Origin of the sequence: Dyella sp., from assembly GCF_035486915.1 — a bacterium.
In the GTDB taxonomy this organism is placed as follows: Bacteria; Pseudomonadota; Gammaproteobacteria; order Xanthomonadales; family Rhodanobacteraceae; genus Dyella_B.
In genome coordinates, this window is sequence record NZ_DATHMR010000204.1 from 52,692 (window position 1) to 74,404 (window position 21,713).

25 protein-coding genes are annotated in these 21,713 nt (G+C 59.7%); 3 read left to right on the forward strand and 22 right to left on the reverse strand.

Features of this window, described 5'->3' with window-relative positions; translation table 11 throughout:
- Positions 1-42: 42 nt before the first annotated feature.
- From VK725_RS17100 to VK725_RS17125, 6 genes are all read right to left on the reverse strand, one after another.
- Positions 43-1,203 (reverse strand): AI-2E family transporter, encoded by a 1,161-nt coding sequence (locus VK725_RS17100; protein WP_325319266.1) that lies wholly within the window; start codon positions 1,201-1,203, stop codon positions 43-45.
- Positions 1,200-1,508 carry a hypothetical protein gene (locus tag VK725_RS17105; protein ID WP_325319267.1) on the reverse strand — a complete coding sequence of 103 codons (309 nt, stop codon included), beginning with the start codon at positions 1,506-1,508 and terminating at the stop codon, positions 1,200-1,202. Before VK725_RS17105 ends, VK725_RS17100 begins: the two co-directional genes overlap by 4 nt.
- Positions 1,509-1,511: 3 nt before the next feature.
- Positions 1,512-1,976 carry an ABC transporter ATP-binding protein gene (locus VK725_RS17110; protein ID WP_325319268.1) on the reverse strand — a complete coding sequence of 155 codons (465 nt, stop codon included), beginning with the start codon at positions 1,974-1,976 and terminating at the stop codon, positions 1,512-1,514.
- Positions 1,977-2,002: 26 nt separating this feature from the next.
- Positions 2,003-2,374 carry a hypothetical protein gene (locus tag VK725_RS17115; protein WP_325319269.1) on the reverse strand — a complete coding sequence of 124 codons (372 nt, stop codon included), beginning with the start codon at positions 2,372-2,374 and terminating at the stop codon, positions 2,003-2,005.
- A gap of 71 nt (positions 2,375-2,445) precedes the next feature.
- Complete coding sequence (locus VK725_RS17120) at positions 2,446-2,601, reverse strand: DUF1328 domain-containing protein (RefSeq protein WP_325319270.1); 156 nt, start codon at positions 2,599-2,601, stop codon at positions 2,446-2,448.
- A 143-nt stretch (positions 2,602-2,744) separates the two neighbouring features.
- On the reverse strand, positions 2,745-3,368 hold the full coding sequence (locus VK725_RS17125) for a YbhB/YbcL family Raf kinase inhibitor-like protein (RefSeq protein ID WP_325319271.1): 624 nt from the start codon (positions 3,366-3,368) through the stop codon (positions 2,745-2,747).
- Positions 3,369-3,522: 154 nt separating this feature from the next.
- Between VK725_RS17125 and VK725_RS17130 the strand changes: the two genes are divergently transcribed.
- Positions 3,523-5,004 carry an AAA family ATPase gene (locus VK725_RS17130; protein ID WP_325319272.1) on the forward strand — a complete coding sequence of 494 codons (1,482 nt, stop codon included), beginning with the start codon at positions 3,523-3,525 and terminating at the stop codon, positions 5,002-5,004.
- A 78-nt stretch (positions 5,005-5,082) separates the two neighbouring features.
- On the opposite strand, the gene VK725_RS17135 is transcribed toward VK725_RS17130, so the two are convergent.
- The 5 genes from VK725_RS17135 to VK725_RS17155 form a co-directional block, all read right to left on the reverse strand.
- The gene (locus tag VK725_RS17135) at positions 5,083-6,678 is read right to left on the reverse strand and encodes a hypothetical protein (RefSeq protein ID WP_325319273.1); all 1,596 of its coding nucleotides are present in this window, start codon (positions 6,676-6,678) and stop codon (positions 5,083-5,085) included.
- A gap of 137 nt (positions 6,679-6,815) precedes the next feature.
- Positions 6,816-8,111: a glycosyltransferase gene (locus tag VK725_RS17140; RefSeq protein ID WP_325319274.1), complete on the reverse strand. Its 1,296-nt coding sequence runs from the start codon at positions 8,109-8,111 to the stop codon at positions 6,816-6,818.
- A 68-nt stretch (positions 8,112-8,179) separates the two neighbouring features.
- On the reverse strand, positions 8,180-9,199 hold the full coding sequence (locus tag VK725_RS17145) for a YheT family hydrolase (protein WP_325319275.1): 1,020 nt from the start codon (positions 9,197-9,199) through the stop codon (positions 8,180-8,182).
- On the reverse strand, positions 9,196-9,993 hold the full coding sequence (locus VK725_RS17150; RefSeq protein WP_325319276.1) for a lysophospholipid acyltransferase family protein: 798 nt from the start codon (positions 9,991-9,993) through the stop codon (positions 9,196-9,198). The genes VK725_RS17145 and VK725_RS17150 overlap by 4 nt, the downstream gene beginning before the upstream one ends.
- A gap of 29 nt (positions 9,994-10,022) precedes the next feature.
- Positions 10,023-10,499 carry an Lrp/AsnC family transcriptional regulator gene (locus VK725_RS17155; RefSeq protein ID WP_325319277.1) on the reverse strand — a complete coding sequence of 159 codons (477 nt, stop codon included), beginning with the start codon at positions 10,497-10,499 and terminating at the stop codon, positions 10,023-10,025.
- Between the two features lie 135 nt (positions 10,500-10,634).
- Here VK725_RS17155 and phhA point away from each other — a divergent pair, with 135 nt between their 5' ends.
- Complete coding sequence (gene phhA / locus VK725_RS17160) at positions 10,635-11,528, forward strand: phenylalanine 4-monooxygenase (protein ID WP_325319278.1); 894 nt, start codon at positions 10,635-10,637, stop codon at positions 11,526-11,528.
- A 45-nt stretch (positions 11,529-11,573) separates the two neighbouring features.
- Here the strand turns inward: phhA and VK725_RS17165 are convergent, their stop codons facing one another.
- The 11 genes from VK725_RS17165 to VK725_RS17215 form a co-directional block, all read right to left on the reverse strand.
- Positions 11,574-12,239: an SGNH/GDSL hydrolase family protein gene (locus VK725_RS17165; protein ID WP_325319279.1), complete on the reverse strand. Its 666-nt coding sequence runs from the start codon at positions 12,237-12,239 to the stop codon at positions 11,574-11,576.
- A 153-nt stretch (positions 12,240-12,392) separates the two neighbouring features.
- Positions 12,393-13,085: an RES family NAD+ phosphorylase gene (locus VK725_RS17170; RefSeq protein ID WP_325319280.1), complete on the reverse strand. Its 693-nt coding sequence runs from the start codon at positions 13,083-13,085 to the stop codon at positions 12,393-12,395.
- A gap of 116 nt (positions 13,086-13,201) precedes the next feature.
- The gene (locus tag VK725_RS17175; RefSeq protein WP_325319281.1) at positions 13,202-13,600 is read right to left on the reverse strand and encodes an MbcA/ParS/Xre antitoxin family protein; all 399 of its coding nucleotides are present in this window, start codon (positions 13,598-13,600) and stop codon (positions 13,202-13,204) included.
- A gap of 79 nt (positions 13,601-13,679) precedes the next feature.
- Entirely contained in the window at positions 13,680-15,461 is a 1,782-nt protein-coding gene (locus VK725_RS17180; protein ID WP_414648526.1) for a DUF885 domain-containing protein, read from the reverse strand.
- Positions 15,461-17,110, reverse strand: a complete 1,650-nt coding sequence (locus VK725_RS17185; RefSeq protein WP_325319282.1) for a SulP family inorganic anion transporter — start codon at positions 17,108-17,110, stop codon at positions 15,461-15,463. The genes VK725_RS17180 and VK725_RS17185 overlap by 1 nt, the downstream gene beginning before the upstream one ends.
- A complete protein-coding gene (locus VK725_RS17190) occupies positions 17,107-17,721 on the reverse strand; it encodes a ParB-like protein (protein ID WP_325319283.1) in 615 nt (204 codons plus the stop codon). Before VK725_RS17190 ends, VK725_RS17185 begins: the two co-directional genes overlap by 4 nt.
- 117 nt (positions 17,722-17,838) lie before the next feature.
- Positions 17,839-18,543 carry a YafY family protein gene (locus tag VK725_RS17195; protein WP_325319284.1) on the reverse strand — a complete coding sequence of 235 codons (705 nt, stop codon included), beginning with the start codon at positions 18,541-18,543 and terminating at the stop codon, positions 17,839-17,841.
- Positions 18,544-18,667: 124 nt separating this feature from the next.
- Positions 18,668-19,297 (reverse strand): glutathione S-transferase family protein, encoded by a 630-nt coding sequence (locus VK725_RS17200; RefSeq protein ID WP_325319285.1) that lies wholly within the window; start codon positions 19,295-19,297, stop codon positions 18,668-18,670.
- Positions 19,298-19,322: 25 nt separating this feature from the next.
- Positions 19,323-19,727, reverse strand: a complete 405-nt coding sequence (locus tag VK725_RS17205) for a GFA family protein (protein ID WP_325319286.1) — start codon at positions 19,725-19,727, stop codon at positions 19,323-19,325.
- Between the two features lie 38 nt (positions 19,728-19,765).
- A complete protein-coding gene (locus tag VK725_RS17210; RefSeq protein WP_325319287.1) occupies positions 19,766-20,035 on the reverse strand; it encodes a hypothetical protein in 270 nt (89 codons plus the stop codon).
- 10 nt (positions 20,036-20,045) lie between these two features.
- The gene (locus tag VK725_RS17215; protein ID WP_325319288.1) at positions 20,046-20,666 is read right to left on the reverse strand and encodes a DJ-1/PfpI family protein; all 621 of its coding nucleotides are present in this window, start codon (positions 20,664-20,666) and stop codon (positions 20,046-20,048) included.
- Positions 20,667-20,817: 151 nt separating this feature from the next.
- Here VK725_RS17215 and VK725_RS17220 point away from each other — a divergent pair.
- The coding region (locus VK725_RS17220; protein ID WP_325319289.1) for a class 1 fructose-bisphosphatase at positions 20,818-21,713 on the forward strand (896 nt) is incomplete at its 3' end.

A 21,713-nucleotide genomic window follows, 5' to 3' on the forward strand; every position in this document is an offset into this window, starting at 1 on the left:
CCGGAATGACGGTGAGAGGGTGTTGCAGCGTGGGTCCAACCCTTAGCGCTGCACCATTCGCGCAAACCATTCCCACCCACGCACGCGTTCGGCAATCAGCTTCGCACTGGTCAGCATCGGCACCGCTAGCAACGCACCTGGCACGCCCCACAACCAGCCCCACACCAACAGCCAGACAAGAATGGCGATGGGGCTGATGCGCATACGTCGCCCAAGAATCATCGGTGTAATGAGGTTGCCTTCGACGGCGGTCACACCTGCGAAGCACAGCGCAGGAAGAACGCCGTGCAGCAAATCGTCGAAATGCATCAAACCCACTAGCAACAACATCGTCGTGGTGACGATGGCGCCGAGGTAGGGGATGAAGTTAGCCAGCATGGCCACCGTTCCCCACAATAACGGATCGGGTACGTTCAACAAAAACAAAATGCCTGAGGTGATCATGCCGAGCGACACATTGATCACCACCGTCGTAAGAATGTAGCGCGACACTTCGGTCTGAATGCCGCGCACGATGGAAACCGCGTGACGCTTGTAGCCAAAGTTCGGCGCAATCTCGACGAGCCGCCGCAATAGCAAATCGCCATAGATCAGAAAGAAGAACACCAGCAGCAATACCGTGAGAATCGCGGCGAGCACTTTGGGCGTATTGGAAACCACATCCCACACGCTGAACGCGACATCGGACGGATTCTGCTGCCCTGACTGCGCACGTGGCGGCGCGTGTCCGTTCACCAGTGTTTGCGTCGCACGATTGGCCGCTTCCAACGGTTGCGCCACGTGCTCGAGTTTCAGCCCGAAAGCGTGGATCGTCGTCGGTGCGTTATGAAACCAGCCCACGGCCGGCTGTGCGAGCATGCTGATGCCCGCTGCAATGGCGGCAATCAACGTGATCATCAGCACGATGGCACCGAGCCAACGCGGAATGCGATGCCGCGCACCGGCTGCAACGATTGGATTGAGCGCCAAACCAATGAACGCGGCCAGCACCAGGGGAATCACCAGTGCCTTGACGATGGCGGCGGTATAAAGCAACGCCAGTATCAGCATGGCATTGAGCGTCATGCGAATCGCGCGCAGATGCTTGCGCACACGATGCACGCCTTGCGTTGCATGCTTGACCTCTTGGGTGACCTGCTTTTGCGCACCACCGGCATCCAGTGATGCGCCGCCCGGCAACACCGTCGGCTGCGGATCGTTCATGCGTCGTCGTTATCGGTGTCGTTGCTGCCGCCATCCATGCCCAATTCGGCGATCAGTCGGGTGCCATACGCGACAGCTTCCGCCAGACCGCCGCTCAGCATCGATGCCATGCCCGGCACACGCAACGGCCCGACTCCCAGCGTGCCGAGCACAAACCCGGCGCCCGCAGCGGTACCCACCGTTGTCAGAGGATGTCGATAACCGCGTTCCAGAAGTGCCGCGGCGGGTATGGCCACTTCATTGCGATGCGTCGCGACGCGGTCACGCGCCTTTCGCACTCGTTTTAGCTGCTTGAACAGACCCATGCTTCACCCCTTCCCCTTGTCGGCTTCGACGTCCTGCTCCGCCCGTTGCAACGTGTCGTGCATGATCGCCCGCCATTCCTGCCGCGTGGCGGGCAGGCTCATCCAGTGCATGCAACGGCGGAACAGAATAATGGCGCCGAACAGGAATAGCGCTTCCAGGAACGCCAGCACGATAAAGGCCTCAATCCACGAACCCAGCCATTTGGCCAGCACCAGGCCCAACAGACCCAACAGCGTGAGACCCAAACCGACGCCCGTGACGGTCGCCGCAAGTCCGGCGACGAGTATCCATGACACAGCTGTACGCGCCAGACCCAACTCGGCAGCCAGCAGGTGCAATTGCGCGCCGAACAGCTTGCGCACGCCCTGCGCAAGCTCAGCTAGTTCGTTGATCAGACCGCTTGGCGGCGGTCCCTGCGGTGGCTCGGGTTGTCCGGCCACCTCCTCATCGCGCACGGAATCGTGCATGGCCCGCCCCCGTGCTGGTGAATCGCTTAACGGCGAAGAATACGGCCAAGCAGCCAGCCCGCGCCAAGGGCGATGGCAACGGACTGCACCGGTTTTTCGCGAACGTAATCGCGGATTTCATCCAGCCATTCGTCGGCGCGATCTTTAGCCTGACCGTAAACCTCGCGTCCGCGTTCGGCCGCTTCGCTCACTTTGTCGGTGGTGCGATTGGCGGCATGCGCTGCCTTGTCGGTGGCTTTGTGCACGCCTTCCTCGACATGGTCAGCCGCTTTGCCGAATTTTTCCTTGCTGGTGGCTACCGCATCGGTCGTGGCTTGCTTGATGCGTTCGGCGCCTTGGTCGATGCGCCCATGAATGCCATTTTCTTGTGCCTGGACTTCCTGGACTTCTTTGGTCATGACGTTCTCCGATTGCAGGGTTTTCACTCTACCTGTTTACCGCATGGCTGGATGAACCGCCGCTGCGCCGTTCAGGTTGACCGCCGAAAGAAGGCGATCACGGCAAGGATCAGGAACAGGACGAACAGCACCTTGGCAATCCATGCGGCGGTACCGGCAATGCCCGTAAATCCTAGAAGGGCGGCGATGACAGCGATAACCAGAAATACCAGGGCGTAATGCAGCATGACGGCGTTCCTCATGAAGCCAGGGGCGTTCCTTACCTATTGCCCCTGACTCCATGTGCCACAAATCGTGCCGTCTGAGTGTGAAGGCTGTTTAGGACGCCTTATACCTTACGGTTACGTTCATCGTCGGAATCGCGCTTCTGTCACGCAGGAACGCGTGGATTGAGGCTGTATGTGCCAGTGAGCGTCGCGTGGGCCAACACGTGACCTTCCATCGCTTTGCGCAATTGGGCCAATGTGAAACCTGGTTTCAACGGCAACGTTTCGGTATCCAGCGCGTAGATGCTGAAATGATAGTGATGCACGATGGTGTCGTTCCACGGCGGGCACGGGCCGTCATATCCCAGATACGTGCCATCCATGTTTGCATCGCCGGCAAACCACTCGGTGTAGTTGTTGACGCCTTGCACGCTGCCCGGCGGTCCGAAGGGTTCGCGTTTGCCACGCGGCGTGATCTCGTCACTGCACGATCCATCTGCGAGTTCGCCGCATTCGACCGGAATATTCGCCATCAGCCAATGCACGAATTCCACGCGCGGCAGATCGGCAGGTACTTCGCGCCCTTCCTTATTCACGTCATCGGCTTTGCTTGGCACATCGGTGTCGATGCAGGTAAGCACGAACGAGCGCGTATGGGCCGGTGCACCTTTCCACGCCAGATGCGGATTGTTGTTGTCAGACAGCTCGATCGGCTTGGCCAGACGGGCAAACGCAAACTGCGGGGGGATCGGCTTGCCGTGCTCAAAATGGTCGCTGCGTAGCTGCATGGAACTCTCCGTGGCGTAATGGAAAACGTTCACTTGGGGGCACCCGCGCGACTGCGCAAGTCGGGGAGCGCCGCAAGAAAGCAGCAAGCTTACGCCCTCGGCCATGATTCGGTCGTGACAGCTCTGCTAACGTATTACCTTGCAGGGAGGAAGCATGAGCGAACTTGATGACCTGACCACCATGGTGCGTGCCGCCACGCCTCTGCTGGTCATTGAAACGGTAGACGAACAGCGGGTGATCGACTGCTTTCAGCACGTGATCGCCCAGGCGCTTTATCCGCTTTGGAGCTGGACACTCACGGAGGGACTGCAGCGCCTGGACTTCAACGGTCCGCGCGACCAGCAGGTAGCACCCGACGCCACCGCCACGCTCACTGCCATTCGCGGTACTGAAGAACGTGGCATCTACCTGCTCTTCGATTTTATGTCGTGCCTGCAATATCCGATGACGGTGCGGCAGGTGCGCGAAATCGTGCAGCGTGAAAACTCGGCCGCGCACACGCTTGTGCTGGTGGGTGCAAAGATCGAGTTGCCGCCGGAACTAGAAGCACTCTCCACGCGTGTGCCGCTTGCGTTGCCGGACATCAAGGAACTGGCGGGCATCCTGCGTGGCGAAGCCGCGGCGTGGCAGCGCGAGAACAACCGTGCGCTCACCGTGGATAACGACGCGGCACGTTCCATCGTGCGCAATCTTGTCGGCCTGACTGCGACGGATGCGCGAAAGATCGTGCGCAAGCTGATCTATAACGACGGCGCTTTGAACGCCGACGATTTGCCGGAGTTGATGAAGGCCAAGTTCGAGCTGCTCAACCGTTCCGGTTTGCTGCATTACGAATACGCCACCGCAAACTTCGCCGATGTCGCCGGCGTCGACCATGTGCGCGACTGGGTGCAGCGGCGGCGTGCGGTGTTTTTGAATCCCGACCCCAATCCGACGCTCGATCCGCCCAAGGGCGTGCTTTTGCTGGGTGTGCAAGGCTGCGGCAAGAGCCTCGCATCGAAAGCCGTCGCTGGCGGTTTCGGCGTGCCCTTGATTCGCCTGGACTTTGGTTCGCTCTATGACAAGTACCAAGGCGAAACGGAGAAGAATCTGCGCGAAGCGCTTGCCAGTTGCGAACTGCTAGCACCATGCGTGCTGTGGATCGACGAAATCGAAAAAGGTCTCGCCAGCGGCGGCGGTGACGACGGCGGTGTCTCGCGTCGGGTGCTGGGTTATCTGCTGACGTGGATGGAAGAGCGCAAGTCGAAGGTGTTCATCGTCGCCACGGCCAACGCCGTGAACGAATTGCCGGCAGAACTGCTGCGAAAAGGCCGCTTCGACGAGATTTTCTTCGTCGATCTTCCACGGCCTGAAGTACGCGCCGCGATTTTTGCGATGCATCTGAAGAAACGTAAAATTGCGCCGGACCCTTTCGATTTGAATGCCCTTGCCGCTGCTAGCGATGGTTTCTCCGGCGCGGAAATCGAGCAAGCCGTGGTCAGCGCGCTTTACGACGTAGCCGGCAACGCCAGTGCGCTGGATCAAAACACATTGATCAACGCCCTGCATGAAACCAAACCGCTGTCCGTGCTTATGCACGAACAGGTTCAAGCATTGCGAGAGTGGGCAACCAGCCGCTGCGTGCCGGCAGATTGATGTGTTACCTGAAACCGTAGGTTGGGTTACCCCGAAGTTGATCGGGGAGTAACCCAACCTACGCGCCCTTGCACGCGATCAGCTTGCCGATTTACCGCTTTCTGTCGGCTTCATGGCCTGATCGACCAAGTGCTGCACATCGGCCCACGGCGTCGGTCCCTGATGCATCGCGTAAACCGTGTTGACCTGCAGATGCTCGCGCGCGGCCGCCTGCACCACTTCGTACATCAGATCCGGATCGTAGAGCGTCTTATCGTCATTGAGGACCAGCGTGTCGCTGGCATACAGCACTTTTTGTTCGGGAAAATAAACCATGTATTGACGCTCGGTGGATGCGCCACGCAAGGGATACAACTCAACGCGGTTGGCACCGTGTCCGATTTCCAGCCGATCACCCACCATCACCCAGTGCGGTGATTTGGGATCGGTTTGCAATGCATCCGGCTGCAGGCGATGCGGTGCGTTCACAAGCCGATCCAGCAACGGTTTGTTGAGGTCCAACACATAGACCGGAACACCTTCCGCGACGGCCTCCCGCACACCCGCCATATGCGGCCACGAATCAGACGTACTGAGCACACCCTTGATCGGCACGTCCGGATATTCGCTGCGCACCTTCGCAAGAATGCCTTTCACGTAACTCGTGGAAATCGGGGCTTCGATCACCAGCACGCCATCATCCTGCTTGATGATCGTCGTATTCCAGGAACCCTCATAAAGCTCGATGCCGGGTGCCAGATCGACGCGCTTCTTGTCGCTGAACTCCCTGTTCCAACCTTTTGATTGCGCACTTTTTGCCGCAACAGCGGGATCCATCGCAAACTTCTTGTCGTCGATGGCGACGTTGAACGCAGGGTCGAGCACTTGTGTGGATGCGTACCACACGCCGTTGCGTTGATCGATGCTGTTGGTGGGATAGACCACGCCTTGCACCACGCGCCAGTTGTCGAAGTAAATGCGCTGATTGACATCGCCCCACGCGTACCACCAATCCTTGAACGTGCGCGTGCGTTCCATGGCATCCGGCAAATGGTTGTAAGCGTTCAGAAGTACTTTGACGGGCACACCTTGCCAGGTGAATTCGACGACGCTGTGCGGCGTGGCGCGCAACCATTGCGATGGGACGTAACGCAGGTCGCCCGCCGCAGCCGCGTTGAGCAACAGGCGCTCGGGTCCTAACGCGAGGGTGTCATTCGCATTATCAAGATCCGCCAGCGAACACGGCGAATCGCCCTGCTTGCTGTGGTACACACCACCCTGCGTGGTGGTGATCAAGGTGATATCCAGATCGGCTTGATGCGGATCGGATTCGGGCCACGTCATGTGTACATCACGAACAATGCGTCGCTTGTCGAAATCGACGACGACCTTGTCGCGCTCATACGAGGTGATGAACGGTTGCTGCCGATACGATTGCTCCGACAGCACCGTGTGTCCGATCACGTCGTAACTGACGCTATGAATGGCGGCTAGCCGCTGCTCGCCGCCCATGGCGTCGATGGCTTGCTGCACGCAAGCCTTCGCGTCGATGCGATCGCAACCGGGATGTCCCAGTCCTTTAACTGTATCGCCATCCTGCGGAATGCTTGTGCCAAATGCAGGCGAAGCCAAAAGCAGCGCGAAAAACGTTGGCACGACGGCGTAGTAAGTAAAACGGTCAGAGCGACGTTCCATTTCGGCTTCTCCGGGCGCGCCCCGTCCCTCAGATGCAGGGGCAATGCCGCGAAAACTACGCTCGTGGTTCGATACGCCCATCTGCAGGAAGTCACGTTTCAGGGGTGTCTCTTGGCAGGGTGGATGCGGTCGAATGGCTAAAAACGTTCGCGCAAATTGGCGTCTATCAGATCGGCGGCAACGGTATCGCCGTGTTCGGCATGTATCGCTTCGGCACAGCGCCACGCGTGTTGCGCATAACGCGGGTCATCGAGAAGATCTTTCAACAGCGGCACGGCGGTGTCGCTGCGATACTCGCACGCCGGTAGCGCATGCGCCACGCCAAGGCATTTGAGTCGTTCGGCATTGTCGTATTGATCGAAACCGTGCGGTACCACGAGCATCGGGCGGCCCGCGCGCAGCGCTTCGGTGCTCGTGCCGATGCCGCCGTGATGAATGATCGCCGCGGCATGCGGAAACACCGCCGCGTGCGGCGCATAGTCGACCGCATGTGCATACGAAGGCAGTGTGTGCGGTAAAGACGCACGTATGTCCGCGGAACCGGTAAAGAGCAGCGCACGACGTCCCAGTTGCTCGCAGACCTGCAAGCTTTCGCGCAGAAAATCCGCGCCGATATGGACGGCGGACGAACCCAGCGTAAAGACGAGTGGCCGCGATCCCGCGCGCAGAAACGCTTCGAGTTCGCTGTCCATCTTCGTGCCCGGCTGCGCGTAGTGCGCGAAGCCGGTGATGCGCAGTTGCGGCGGCCAGTCCGGCTGACGAGCGCCGAGGAGCGGCGAAAACAATGCCAGGGCGCAGTCGGGCGAATGCTGTCCATGTTGGAGCGGATGGCCAAGCTTCGATTCCGGGCGCAGACCGAGTTCGCGCCGAAACACGCGTACCGGACCGGTCCAGTTACGCAAGCGCATCAACGTCAACCACTGCAGGATGCGTTTGCCTCGCAAGGGGCTGCGCGTGAGGGCATCGATCCAACCCACTCCCACGATGGGCGGTTCGTAGATGGATAGCACGTTGCATGGCGTAAGCACTGCCGACACCCAGTGCAGCCGCCCGGCGGCGCTAAGCGTTTCGCCGATGATCTGGCCGGCGAAGGCAAGCGTCGAGGTGATGAGCGCGTCGGCATCCTCGCAAATCAATTGCAGCTTGGTGTAGCTCTCGCGCACGTCCGTTCCGGCCAGGTCGCGTATAAGCAGGCGCGGACCGTGCACAGGGTGGAAGACGCGTTCGGTAAACGCGGCCATGTCATTGGGCTGCGGCATACCGCTTGCGTTGGCGAAGCGCATACCTGCTTGCTCCACCGCCGCGCGATGCATGCTGTGCGTGGCGACGGTGACGCGGTGCCCACGCGCCTGCAGCGCCAGCCCTATCGACAGAAACGGAAACAGATCGCCCAACGACCCAACCGTGTTGATGACGATATGAGCTGAGCGCATGCGCGTCATAGGCCGTGGTGTTGGGCGAGAAGTGTAACGGGCGTCCCGTTAGAACTCATGTGACCTGGTCAGGCGAACGGCGATTGACCAGCGGCGATCGCATTGAAGCGCTCGGCAATGTAGTCGTCGCAAAAACTTGTCATGTCCCAGCCGCGGATGAAGCCGCAATGACCGCCGTACGGGGAGATATCCAGCTCCACATTGCTCGGCAATTCCAGCTTGTCGAAGGCATCGATGGGGATCACCGGATCGTCGCGCGCGGTGAGGATCGTGGCCGGAATCTGCATGGCAGTCAGCGCACGGCCGGCTACCGAATAGCCTTCCAGATACGCTTCGAGCGAACCGAAATCCGTATGACGCAGCACCATCGCTTCGGTCAGGCCGCGCAGATTTTGCTTCAGTTCCTGCAGCTCGAAATACTGACGTTGCGGAAACGCGGCCTGCTTCATGCGCAGCGAGCGTCGCCATTTGTTCATGAAATACGCCTGATAGAACCACGGCGCGGTTTCTTCGAGCGAGAACAGGCCTTCGCTTGGATCGATAATCGGACACACCGCGAGCGCGTAGCTCAGTGGAATACCCAGCGATGGTGCGCGCAATGCAACGCGCAACGCGAAATTCCCGCCGAGCGAAAAGCCGGCAATCGCCATCGGCCGCGACGGCCATCGCTTGGCGATATCGCCCACGGCGTGCACGACTTCGTCGACGCGACAGGAATGAAACAGCGCCTCATTCAGCGCATGGCTGTCGCCGTGATCGCGAAAGTTGAGGCGGAAGACATCCCAGCCATCGGCGAGCAAACGGCTGCCCGTCTGCAGCACATACGTAGAGTCGACGCTGCCTTCCCAGCCGTGGAACAACACAGCAAGACCTCGCGACACCGGCTGCGTCTTTTGTGCCGTGTACGCGCCGGTAAGGCGCACACCGGCACCGCCATCCACCATCACCGGTTCCGCGCCTTCCAGCACGGTATAGGCATGACGCGGCAGCAGCGTGCGGCGCACACCGCTAGAAGAAAGCATCGTCTGAATATGACCGCTCTTCAGCGGCCACGGCGGACGAAAGTCGCGTCCCTGCGGTAACGTCATGCGCGATCCTCAAGCGAGGCGGCGATGCGTTCGCGCGCTAGTTCAGCCATGCGTCGTCGGCCATCCTGATTCGTCGGCACCGGCTCCAGGAAGTGCACTTCCGCATCCATCGACGGGCCGCCAAGCATGCGCAGGAAGTTCTGCATGAAATTTTCGTGCTCGCGGAAACCCGCATCGACGATGCGCTTGCCATCGCGCGCAAAACGCAGCGCGACCGGCTGTACAGGCACTTCGGCGTCCAGCGCCGCCTGAAAAATGCGCGCATGGAAAACCTTCAGCACACCATTGTGGCCGGTACCACCTTCCGGAAACACGGCGACGGAACGACCCTGGCGCAAGCGATCCACCATCACCTGCATCACCGCAGCGAGCGAGTGATTGCTACCGCGGCGATGGAAGATTGTGCCACCGCTTGCCGCCAGCCAACCCACCAACGGCCAGTTGGCAATTTCGGCCTTCGCGACAAAACACGCCGCGCGCTGGCTGTGCAGCAGCTCGATGTCGATCCACGAGGTGTGATTGGCGACGAACAGCGCCGCATCGCGCAACGGTTGTCCGAAACGTACCGAGCGCAATCCGAAGATGCGCATGAGTGCGGTGGACCACCAGCGAATCATCCGGTGCGCAAACGGCTCGCGGCCGTTTTTCATCACCGCGTTGCGATTCCACGTAAGAATGAATCCGCACAAGAGAATGCCGAGCACGATATGCAGCAGCAATAAGGGCACGCGCCACAGGTAACGTAGCGGGCGCAGCATGTCACGGTCCGGGGTGGATACGGCTTCGATACTCATCAGCACATCATTTTAACGTTGTTGGGCGTCTAACGCTCTAGTTGACCCAGCGGCAGCGATGGCGAACGTTTAACCGTTCGCAAAACGAAGCTCGAATTGACGTCGGCGACCCCCGCATCGTTCAACAATTGATCGAGCAGAAAGCGCGAAAAGTGCGCGAGGTCGGCCACATAAACGTGCATGAGGTAGTCCATATCGCCCGTTAGCGCATGGCAGGCGACTACTTCGTCCCAACCGGCCAGACGTTCCACGAAGCGATCGATCGCCGTGCTTTCGTGCCGCGCCAGCTGTACACGCACAAAGGCCTGCAGCCCCAGACCGACCGATTCCGGGTCGATCTGCGCGGCATAACCGCTGATCACCCCTTCGGACTCCAGCCGCTGCAGACGGCGCAGGCAGGCCGAGGGCGACAGGTTGACGCGCTCCGCCAGCTCGGCATTGGTGACGCGGCCTTCGCCCTGGAGTACGGCCAGCATCCTCAAATCGATGCGATCCAGCTCGGCCATTGCACGAATCCTCCGTATATTTTCTAATTCTTCGCTGAATATTGCACAGATACATACTAAGTCAACAATAAAACAACCATTTTGTGCCTTTTGCGCCGTATCCTTCTGTTTGCAGCCACCATCCCTGGAATCACCATGGAAAACACCACTCCCCGCCGCGTAGAGCACCAGCAGACCGACCGCGGTTACGTGCCGGTTTACGCCACGGGCGTGGTCGAGCAGCCGTGGGCGGATTACTCTCAGACCGATCACGAGGTATGGAACACGCTCTACAAGCGCCAGCGCGATCTGCTACCGGCGCGCGCGTGCAAGGAATTTCTTGCGGGCGTGGAGCGCTTCGGCCTGGGCGATGGCGGTATTCCGAAATTTGCCGACCTCAACAAGGTGCTGGGCAAGACCACCGGCTGGGAAGTGGTGGCCGTAGAAGGTCTGTTGCCGGACGAGGTATTTTTCGACCACCTCGCCAACCGCCGCTTCCCGGTCAGCTGGTGGATTCGCAAACCGGACCAGCTGGATTACCTGAGCGAGCCCGACCTTTTTCACGACCTGTTCGGTCACGTGCCGCTGCTGCTGAATCCGATTTTCGCCGATTACATGCAGGCCTACGGCCGCGGCGGCATAAAGGCGTTCAAGATCGGTCCGGAAGCGTTGATGAACCTCACGCGCCTGTACTGGTACACGGTGGAATTTGGCTTGATCAACACCGACGAAGGCATGCGCATCTATGGTGCGGGCATTGTCAGTTCGAAAGGCGAATCGATTTACTGCCTGGATTCGGCCGCACCCAATCGCATCGGTTTCGGCCTTGAGCGCGTGATGAGCACGCGCTATCGCATCGACACGTTCCAGCAAACGTATTTCGTGATCGACAGCTTCGAGCAGTTGTTCGAAGCCACGCATCCTGACTTCACACCGATCTACGCGAAGCTGAAAGAATCGCCCGCCCATGCGGCCGCCGACGTGCTCGACGACGACCGCGTCTTCCATCGCGGCACGCGCGAAGGGTTTGCGAGCAACGCCGACGCGTAATCGCAATAGCGCGTCATCGGCATCGCCGGCGTGACGCGCTAACAATCAATGGCCGTGCGCATCGACCCACGGTCTGATGATGCCGATCCATAGCTCATAACCCGTGCGATTCATGTGCAATCCATCCGGGCCGAACCATTTCCATTGCGGTTGTCCGTCCGCGCCGAGCATCGGCGTGAATATGTCCAGATACGTCACGTCTTTCTGCGTGGCGACATAGGCACGGATAAGCGCATTCGATTGCTTGATCTGCGGCAGCAACGCCTTGAACGCCATGCTTGGCTTGGTCGATACAAATGCAATCGGCACGCCCGGATCGACCGATCGCACCTTTTGCACGAATGCTGCAAATTCATCGCGCACTTGTTCGGGGGTAAGCCCTTCGTGCAAGTCGTTATCGCCTGCATACATCAAGATCGCGCGAGGACGGTAGGGCGCGACGATGCGACCGGCGAAATACGTGGAGTCGCCGATGACAGAACCGCCGAAGCCACGGTTGATGACCTTCAATTCCGGAAAATCCGCCGCCAGCGATTTCCAATGCTCGATCGACGAACTACCGATGAAAAGCACCGCGCCTTGCGGCGGCGGATTCGCGCGATCGGACGCTTCGAATGCGGCGATGGCCGGTTCCCAATAACTGTGTGGCGTCACTGCCGCGCAGGCAATGCACGAAACGAAGGCAAGCAATAGCGATAGCAGGACTTTCATGACGCTCCCGGGGACAAATCTTTGCGGGTAGGGTTGCGCAGCAACAGGTGATCGTCGCAAATGATTACGATGCGATGGCGGCTGCCTGCACGATCATAGATCGATAGCACAACGAATGCCGCGTGTGCGTCAATGCTGCATGCGTGATGGCGATCAACGCCCTTCGCGTTTCATCTCGCTCACTTCAAGCACGCTCGCAATACGACGGCCGTCCCAGCGATAGATCAGATGCTGTGCTTGCACGCAGGGTGCGACGACATCGGGATAAAACGCGGCTACGCATTCGCCGCCTTCGTGACGCACGCTGTCGTAGACGATGCCATTGGAACCCACTGCGCGCAGCTCACGCGCAAGTTTCACGCTGGCGCTGTAGCTGACCGGATCATGCGCCTCGGGCCAGCCGCCGCGAATGTCATGCATCTTCGAATCGATGCTGGTGCGATAGCAGCGCATTTCCATTTCGCACGCCGGTTCTGCGGTTGCGGCGAGAAAGATTTCGCGGTGATACACCGTTTCTTCCACCGCCGTGATGACATTGCGCGCCGCATAGAACACGCCCCACGTCCCATCGGAAAAACGGCTGCCTTCGGGATTCAGATGCGTGAACGCGGCCATCACGGGTGTCGATCCCGGCCCGCTGATGCGTCGATCCGGCGGCACCAACTTCATCGTGTTGGCTTCTTCACGCAAACGCGGATTAGTCAGTGCTTCGATCGCGAACACGGCATCGAGATCGGCCGGGTCGGCAATGCGATCGAACAATCCCGCCGGCGGAAAACGGCTCGGCACAATGCGATAAGCCTGGCTCCAGCGAATGCGTCGAATAGGTGGGGTGTCGTTAGGCATAGGAATTCCGTGGCACGAACTGCGCCGTCTCATGTTCTTCCCTGTTCGCCTTGAAATAGTGCCGTATCACGTTCTCGTCGACTGCGACGAGCGGCGCTTTTTACGTGCGGAATGTCTCAGTTCCAGCCGCGTTGCGCATCCAGGTACTGACGCACGACATACAGATCGGCCACGTTGCCCGAGAGCATGCGCTCTATCGCGGAATGGCCGCCAAACAACGTCGACTGGTTGGGTTTGTGCAACCACGCATCGGCCTGTGCCGGATCCGGAAAGAGGATCTGCAGCGCCTTGTAGATGCCGAAGAGATAACTGATGCGCTCAAGCGTATCGCGCCCCAGCACGCCGTCCTGCTGACGCTTCCACTTGTAGAAGGTCGATTCGGGCGGATCGCCCAGCAGTTTGCGCTGCTCGGCGATGCGCAGATTCCACAGCTCGGCGAGCCGGAAGAAAGTCCGCAGGGCAGGGCCGCCGAGGTCTTCGGCAGGGGATGTCCTGGGCAGGGCATGGGCAGTCATGGCTAACTCTCCCAATAAAGTTCACGAACACTATACTTTATTGGTGAAGTTTTCGCCAGTAGGCCTTCCAACGTCCGATTCAGGGGGCTTTTCCGCTTTTGGCGCAATCGCAGCCGTAATCGGGTTCCGGTCCTCCCGCTTCGATAAAACGATCGATACGCTGCTCCAGCACCGGCAAGGGCACCGAGCCGGTCGCGAGAATCGTGTCGTGGAAAGCGCGGATATCGAACTTCGGTCCCAACGCCTTTTCGGCTTTCGCGCGCAGGTCCAGGATTTTCAGATAACCCAGTTCGTACGAGAGTGCCTGACCGGGCCAGCTGATGTAGCGATCGACTTCGTTGGCGATTTCGCGATCCGACAGCGCGGTGTTTTGCGTCATGTAATCGATCGCCTGCTGACGCGTCCAGCCAAGATGATGAATGCCGGTGTCGACAACGAGCCGGCATGCGCGCCACATCTGATAGGTGAGAAAGCCGAAGCGCTGATAGGGCGTTTTGTAGATGCCCATTTCATTGCCGAGATATTCCGAATACAGACCCCAGCCTTCGCCGTAAGCGGATATGTAGCCGTTGCGGCGAAACGCCGGCTGATCGTTTTCTTCCTCGGCCAATTCCAGCTGCAATGCGTGGCCCGGATACGACTCATGCAGCGTGAGTGCGGGCATGTTGAAGAGCGGACGCGAAGGCAAGTCGTAGGTGTTTACCAAATAAACATCCGGACCACCGCGTCCTGAGGTGTAGTAAGGCGCAATATCCGCCGGCACCGGCTCGATGGTGAAGCGCTTGCGCGGCAGGTGGCCGAAGAATTTACCCACCTGGCCATCCACTTCCTTCGCCACCCATGCCGATTTGTCCAGCAATTCCTGCGGAGTCTTTGCGTAGAACTGCGGATCGGTGCGCAGGTAATGCAGAAAATCGGGAAAGCTTCCCTTGAAGCCGGTTTGCTGCATGGTCTGCAACATTTCTGCATGGATCTTCGCGACCTGATCCAGGCCAATCTTGTGAATGGTGTCCGGATCGAGATCGAGCGTGGTGTATTCGTGTATCTGCTGGCGGTAGTAATTCTTACCGTCCGGTAGTGCTTCGGCAGCAAGTGTCGTGCGCGCTTGCGGCACGTATTCCGAGCGGAAGAACGTCAGCAGCTTTGCGTAGGCGGGAATCACGCCCTGGCTGATCTTCTGGCGCGCATCGGCCTGAATGGCTGCCGCCGTGGTCGCAGGAATGCTCGACGGCATGTGCAATAGCGGCTGATAGAAACTGGTTTGCGTGGGATCTTTGACATCCGCCACGGATGCGATGGACTGATCGCGGCCTGCCAGCACGGCACGCGGCACGGTGAAACCACGCTTCAGGCCTGCGCGCATGTTGGCCATCTGCTGATCGAAATACGCAGGCACCTGACCAAGACGGTCGACGTAGTGCCGATAATCGGTTTCGCTGCGAAGGTCATCGCTCTGCAGATCGTCGTTCAACTCGCTCCAGAACGCCGAGTCGCTGTTGAACGGCATCTGCCATAGCTGAAATTGCTGATCGGCGATGAAGTTGTGGATCTGCTCGCGATATACCGCGTAATTCACCTGCTCGGCAGGCGTCAGCTGCTTAACGTCGATGGCGTCGAGCTGGCTCATGACCTTGCGCCAATAATCGAGCCGCTGCTGCTGGCTCTGCGCATCGACCTGATCCAGGCGACCGTTATTGGGCTGCGGCTCGCCGGATGTGGAAACGCCAGCCTGACCTGTGCGCCATGCCCATTCTTGCTGATAGATCTGCTTGAAGCGCCCGTCGGCGTCCTGCTGCGCGAAGGCGGGCAGTGTCAGTGCAAGGCCGAGCGCGATAGAACCGATACGTGATGCCGTTTTCACTACGCGTGATTTCCCGTTGATGGTGGCGTGGCGGTGAACGCCGAAACCGCATCTTCCACGCTCCAGTTGTTGAGCGCTTGTGGCGAAAGCTGGGGTAGGTTTACGCGCAGCAACAAAGCGCGGGTTTCGTCTTTCAGGCGTGCGACGCGAAGCGTTACGCCGCGCGACTGCAGCCAGCTCGCAAAATCGCTGAGCGCTTCCAGCGTGGTGCTGTCCAGGTCGGGCGATTCCTCCAGACTCAGTATGACCTGCTTGAGCCCGGCCCGCTGTTCGACTTTCTGGCGCGCCAAGGTCATCACCGATTCGGCATTGGCGAAAAACAAGGGCTCTTCGGGTCGAAGAATCAACAAATCGGGCGGTTGCACCGCATCCGGATGTTGCTCGATATCGACGAAGTCGTGACCGTTCGCTAGTCGGCCAAGCACGCTCAAGTGCGCTACGGCGAGTTGGCGCAACAGCATGATCAGGCTGAAGGCGATCGCGACAAGCAAACCGTTGAGGATGCCGAGCGACAACACGGCGACAACGGCGGCCAATGCAATCAAACGATCGCGCTTCCACTGCAGATAAGGTTTGAATACCGAAACGCGCCAGGACTTGCTTACTGCGTGAATGACAATCGCCGCGAGCACCGCAAGTGGAATGCGTTCGATCCAGCGCAACAGCAACGCCACCATGAACAGCACGCTCGCGCCGGCAATCAAACCGGCTAGACGCGATTGAGCACCCGCCGCTTCGTTCGCGGACGTGCCCGAGTAACCTGCGCCCACCGGCATACCGTGAAACAAGCCGCACAGTACGTTCGCTACGCCAAGCACCAGCAGATCGCGATTAGGTTCCACCGGATCGTTGTGCTTGAGCGCGAAACCACGGATCGAACTGTACGACTCCGCATAGAGAATCAACAGCAACGCGGCCGCCAATTCCACGCTCGGCAACCACTGACCGCGCGTCGGCCAAGTCGGCATGTCGAGCGCCATATGCAGATCGATGGCGCCCGTCAGAGGTACACCACGCGCTTCCAGCCAGCCGGATGCAGCGACACCGAGCGCAATCACCAGCAAGCTGCCGGGCAAGCGTTTTACACGCTCGCACACGAACAGCAACGCAAGCGCAAGCAAGCCGGCGATCAACGTGATAACGCTTACCTGATTGCTTGTTCGCACCAAGTCCGCCACCAGCAACGGTACGAAATCGCCATGCAGATCCGGCCAGCCACCTAGGTGCGGCAACTGCTTGAGTGCGATGACGATGGCCAGTCCAAACGTGTAACCACGCAGCACGGGACGCGCAATCAAATGCGAAAGGCTGCCCAATCGCGCAAAACCCGCGAGCAGAAAACAGACACCGCCAAACAGCACCAAGGTCGCCCCGATGGCAACACGCGCTGCGACCGCACCGCCGGCAAGTGCCAGCGTTCCGGCCGCAAGCACCGCGGCCGATGACGATGTCGAGGACACAATCGCAAATCGACTGCGGCCCAACAGGCCGTAGCAGATCAAACCGATAAACAGCGCAATGACGCCTGCCTGCGGCGGCATGCCGGCGATGCCCGAATACGCCACTGCTTCAGGCACCAGCAAACCGGCAATCGCCAGACCCGCCAGCACATCGGCGATGCGCGAGGACGAGGCCGTCGTGGCGTTCATTGAATCTGGCCGCTCCAGCCCGGCAGATATGCCGTGTCGTGCGCATGCGCCATCAGCAGCGCGTCCTGTAAAACTTTCGGTGTGACGTTACCGTTCTTCAGCTTCATGTTGCGGCGGAAGAAATCGGCCCACAGAAATTCCGAGTAGGGTGTCGCATCTTTCGAATACCCGCCGGCCAGGCGCACACGTGCAGCGAGGGTGCGGAACGGATCGTCTGCCATATCCTTGAGCGTCTTTGGAATCGCGTCATAGGTCTGGCGTTGACCGTGCTGGTCGTACGGATGCGCCCAGCGATTGAATTCCATCGTATGCCAGAACACAGGCAGTTCCAGCCATGAGAAATCGCGCTGGATCATCACGGGCACCTCTTTGACGCCTTCTTCGTACAGCGCCAAACCAAGATGATGATGATCGACGATGAAGACCTGATTCTTCGGCCCCAGAACGCCTGGAAAGCAGTGCTGGGCCAGCAGGTCCTTGCGCTTCTTTTTACCGAGTTTTTCCCACTCGGAGCGTTTGTCCGAGACTTCGGCCCTGCCCACGGTCATCTGCGTCGGGCGCAGCTTGCCCGGCGCGATGGACAACAACGGATGGCGCACGCCTAACGACATGACTCGACTCCTGCGGTAGTCCTGGTCCACGCAGGGTAACCGAAGCACAGGCGCTTCTGGCACTGCCGCCATGCACGATGGAAACCGGCATCGCCGACGTAAGGCCCCGGTAAGCGGCTATTCCAGACCCGAGTAATAACCGCGCATGGCCTGGAGATATGCCTCCAGGTTACGGCCCGACGGACTATCGAAGACTTCGCCGGTTTCTTCGAGCCGACCGATGCGATCCGGGCGGAAATTGCGAAAATCGCTACGCAAACGGCACCACGTGCCAAGCGTCCATTTGCCGCCCCAGAAAGCGAGGCAGAGCGGTTCCACCTGGCGCTCGCTTTCGTGCCCGACTTCATCCTTGTAGAACAGCCGTAGCACACGCTGCGCTTCAATCGATGCGTGCAACTGATCGATGCGCGCCGCGAAAGCCGTGGATTCTTCGTCGCGCCAGATCGGTGCGTAAATGCGCGTGCGAGAGGAACGCTCGCGCAACTCCGGCGGCAACACCGCTTCGATTTTCACCAGCGCCGCCTGTGCACCGGCGGCCAGTTTCTCGCCGGCAAAAGCGCGGACAAAGCGCGTGCCAACCACCAGAGATTCGAGTTCGTCGGCGGTAAACATCAGGGGCGGGATGTCCGAACCTTTGCGCAGGACGTAACCGACGCCCGCTTCGCCTTCGATCGGTACGCCTGAAAGTTGCAGGTCGGCCACGTCGCGGTAAACCGTACGCAGCGAGACGCCCAGCGTTTCGGCAAGCTGTCTCGCTTGCAACGCAGTACGGCGCCCACGTAGGGCATTAATGATGAGAAAGAGGCGGTCGGCGCGACGCATTGCCACATGATCGCCCACGCGGCGGTTATGAGCCAGCGTCCGAAGTCACGTGTCATCGTCGCAGTGCGTGAGACAGACATGGGCAAGCTGCCGGTGTGCATGATCGTCAACTTGCCCGTGCTGCTCAGGCAGCCGCCTGCTGCGCGGCGTATTCGACATCTTTGGCGGCGGCGCGCTGGATGGCGGGCCGCGTGACCACCCGATCGATGTATGCGCGTACGGCTGGCGTTTCCGGCATGATTTTGAACAGCGTCATCCAGTGCAACGCGCCGCCCCAGAGCACGTCCGCTGCCGTGAAGCGCTCACCGAGCAAGTAAGGGCCCTTTTCCAACTGGCCGGTAATCGTGTTGTACACATCATCCCACGTACCGTAGGGCGACGTGCTTGGTGCAACAGGTTCGCGCTTGGCGGAGCGATCGACGACGGCCGGTTCGAACGACGAACCGTAGTAAACCAGCCAGCGCACGTACGGACCGCGCAATGGATCGCCGATCGCCGGCGCCAATCCCTTTTCCGGAAACAGATCGGCCAGATACAGGAACACTGCGGGCTGTTCGGTGATCAGCGTATCCAGATGACGAATCGCCGGCACTTTGCCCATCGGATTGACGTGCCGATACGCAGCCTGCCGCTGCTCGCCTGATTTGAGATTGACCAGGTGCAACTCGTAATCCACACCCAGTTCTTCAAGCAGCGCGAGCGTGCCGCCCGATCGGCTGTTCGGTGCGTGGTAGAAGTCGATTTTTGAAGTCATGACATGAGCTCCGCGTCGTAGTGAGTCACAAATGTCGTGTTTCGGCCGGCGCCGATTGCCAGTTGTTGTTACGTCCGTCGCTGAAGTGCATTGGCGCGTCGATCAGTTCGACCGGCTCTGCATCGTCGAGGCTCGCCAGATAGACACTGTAGAAATCGCCGCCCAGCACATCGAGATGACCTTTGCCGAACACGCGCACACCGCAGCGGCGGCAAAACAGGTGATGCATCATGTAGGAACCGAACTGGTAGTCGGTCATCTCGTTTTCGCCGCTGATCAAGCGAAACGCTTCGGGTTTGACGATCACGCCCCATTGCCGCGTCTTTGCGCAGATCGAGCAGTTGCAGCGTCCGGTGCCGTGCGCGAAATCGATATCGGCTTCGATTTTCACCGCACCGCAATGGCAACTTCCGTGATAGGTCTTTTGCATGATGATGTCCCTGTTGAAAAGATCGCGTTACTCGCGTTTCAGCGATGCAATTTGGCGATGGGTTTGACGGAAGGTCCCGCGACAGATCTCGCGATACGCGCCAAAAGTCGGGTGAAAGCGGCAGCTGGCGTGACGTGCAGGACACGCGTGCGCCTGGGTTCGAACGCCGGCACCAGATGAATCACCTTGCTGCCTTTGACCGGCGGTTTCTGTTCGGCGTCGGGCACCTTGTATTGCCCGTCCATCAGCAGACCGCGCAGGTAGAGCGGGCGATAGGCCATCAGAATGCGATGAGTCAGATTTTTCATGACGAACTCCTCACGCGGCGCGGATGATTTCAGTGGGTTCACCCGCAAACCACGGCGGTGGAATGGCGTGTTTGAAAAGTCGATACCAGTGATGCCGATCGCTGGCGCTGTACAAATCCAGCGTGTGGATGATTTCGCGTGCGAATTCCACACTCCCCAGATGACTGGCGGTGATGACGCCGCCGTCGCTGACCGCCAGCACATTTGCGTCGTATTGCTCATGACCCTTGTAAGCGGGCACGTCGCGGCCGAGATGTCCTGCCCAGTTGGCGGTGTGCCTGCAACGATCGATCAAACCCGCGCGGGCGAGGGCCAGCACGCCATCATCGATCGCCGCCACCGGCGCACCCGCGTCATGGACGCGACGTACTGCACGGGTGATTTGCTCGGCGTACGCGGACAGCCACACGTGGCCGCCCGGCAACATCAGCAACGCCACTGCATCCAAATCCAGCTCGTCCAGGCTGCAATCGGGCACCACACGCATGCCGCTCATCGACGTCACGCTCTCGCGGCTGAAACCGACCGTATCGACCTCCCAATCGCCTGGCCGGCGGATTTCGCTCAGTGCGAGGGCCACCTGCCAGTCGGCAAATCCTTCGAAAACCAGCACATAAACCGTGTCGCGCATGATCGTCCCTCCGTTTTCGATGACATGAAGCTTGCGCCCCACCTACTGCCAGCGTGTTGTCAGCAGCAGCATCGAGGCCGGTTCAGCCTTATCGCTGGCGCCCCGGGGGCGGACCCGGGAAAATGGCGGTCTCTTTACTTACAGGTCCGCCATGAAGCCCATTTCGCTGATCCAGTTCCTGATCGAGGAACGTCGTGCCGGCCGCGTGAATGCCGAACTCTCGCTGCTGATCGAAGTGGTTGCCCGCGCGTGCAAGCGCATTGCCGTGGCAACAAACAAAGGTGCGTTAGGTGGCGTACTGGGCGAAGCTGGCACCGGCAACATTCAGGGCGAAGCGCAGAAGAAGCTGGATGTGATCTCCAACGAAATCCTGCTCGAGGCCAATGCATGGGGCGGTCAGCTTGCGGCGTGTGCGTCAGAAGAGATGGAAGATCCGCAGCCGATTCCGGATATGTATCCGAAGGGCCATCACCTGTTGCTGTTCGATCCGCTGGATGGCAGCTCCAACATCGACGTGAACATTTCCGTGGGCACGATCTTCTCAGTCCTGCGTTGTCCCGATGGGATCACTGAACCGAAGGCGGAGCACTTCCTGCAGAAAGGCACCACGCAGCTCGCGGCTGGTTATGTCGTATACGGTCCTGCCACGGTGCTGGTGCTTACCTTCGGTCACGGCACGCACGAGTTCACGCTCGATCGCGAAGTGGGCAGCTTCACGCTCAGCCGCCGCGCTATTCAAATCCCGGAAGAAACCGGCGAATTCGCGATCAACATGTCCAACCAGCGCCATTGGGAGCCTCCGATGCAACGCTACATCGGCGAACTGCTGGCCGGCACCGACGGCCCGCGCGCAAGAGATTTCAACATGCGCTGGGTCGCGTCGATGGTGGCGGACGTGCATCGCATCATCACGCGCGGTGGCGTGTTCTTCTATCCGCTGGATGCGAAGATCAAGAGCAAAGGCGGCAAACTGCGCCTGATGTATGAAGCCAATCCGATGGCTTTCATCGTCGAACAGGCAGGCGGCGCTGCAACGACCGGCCGTGA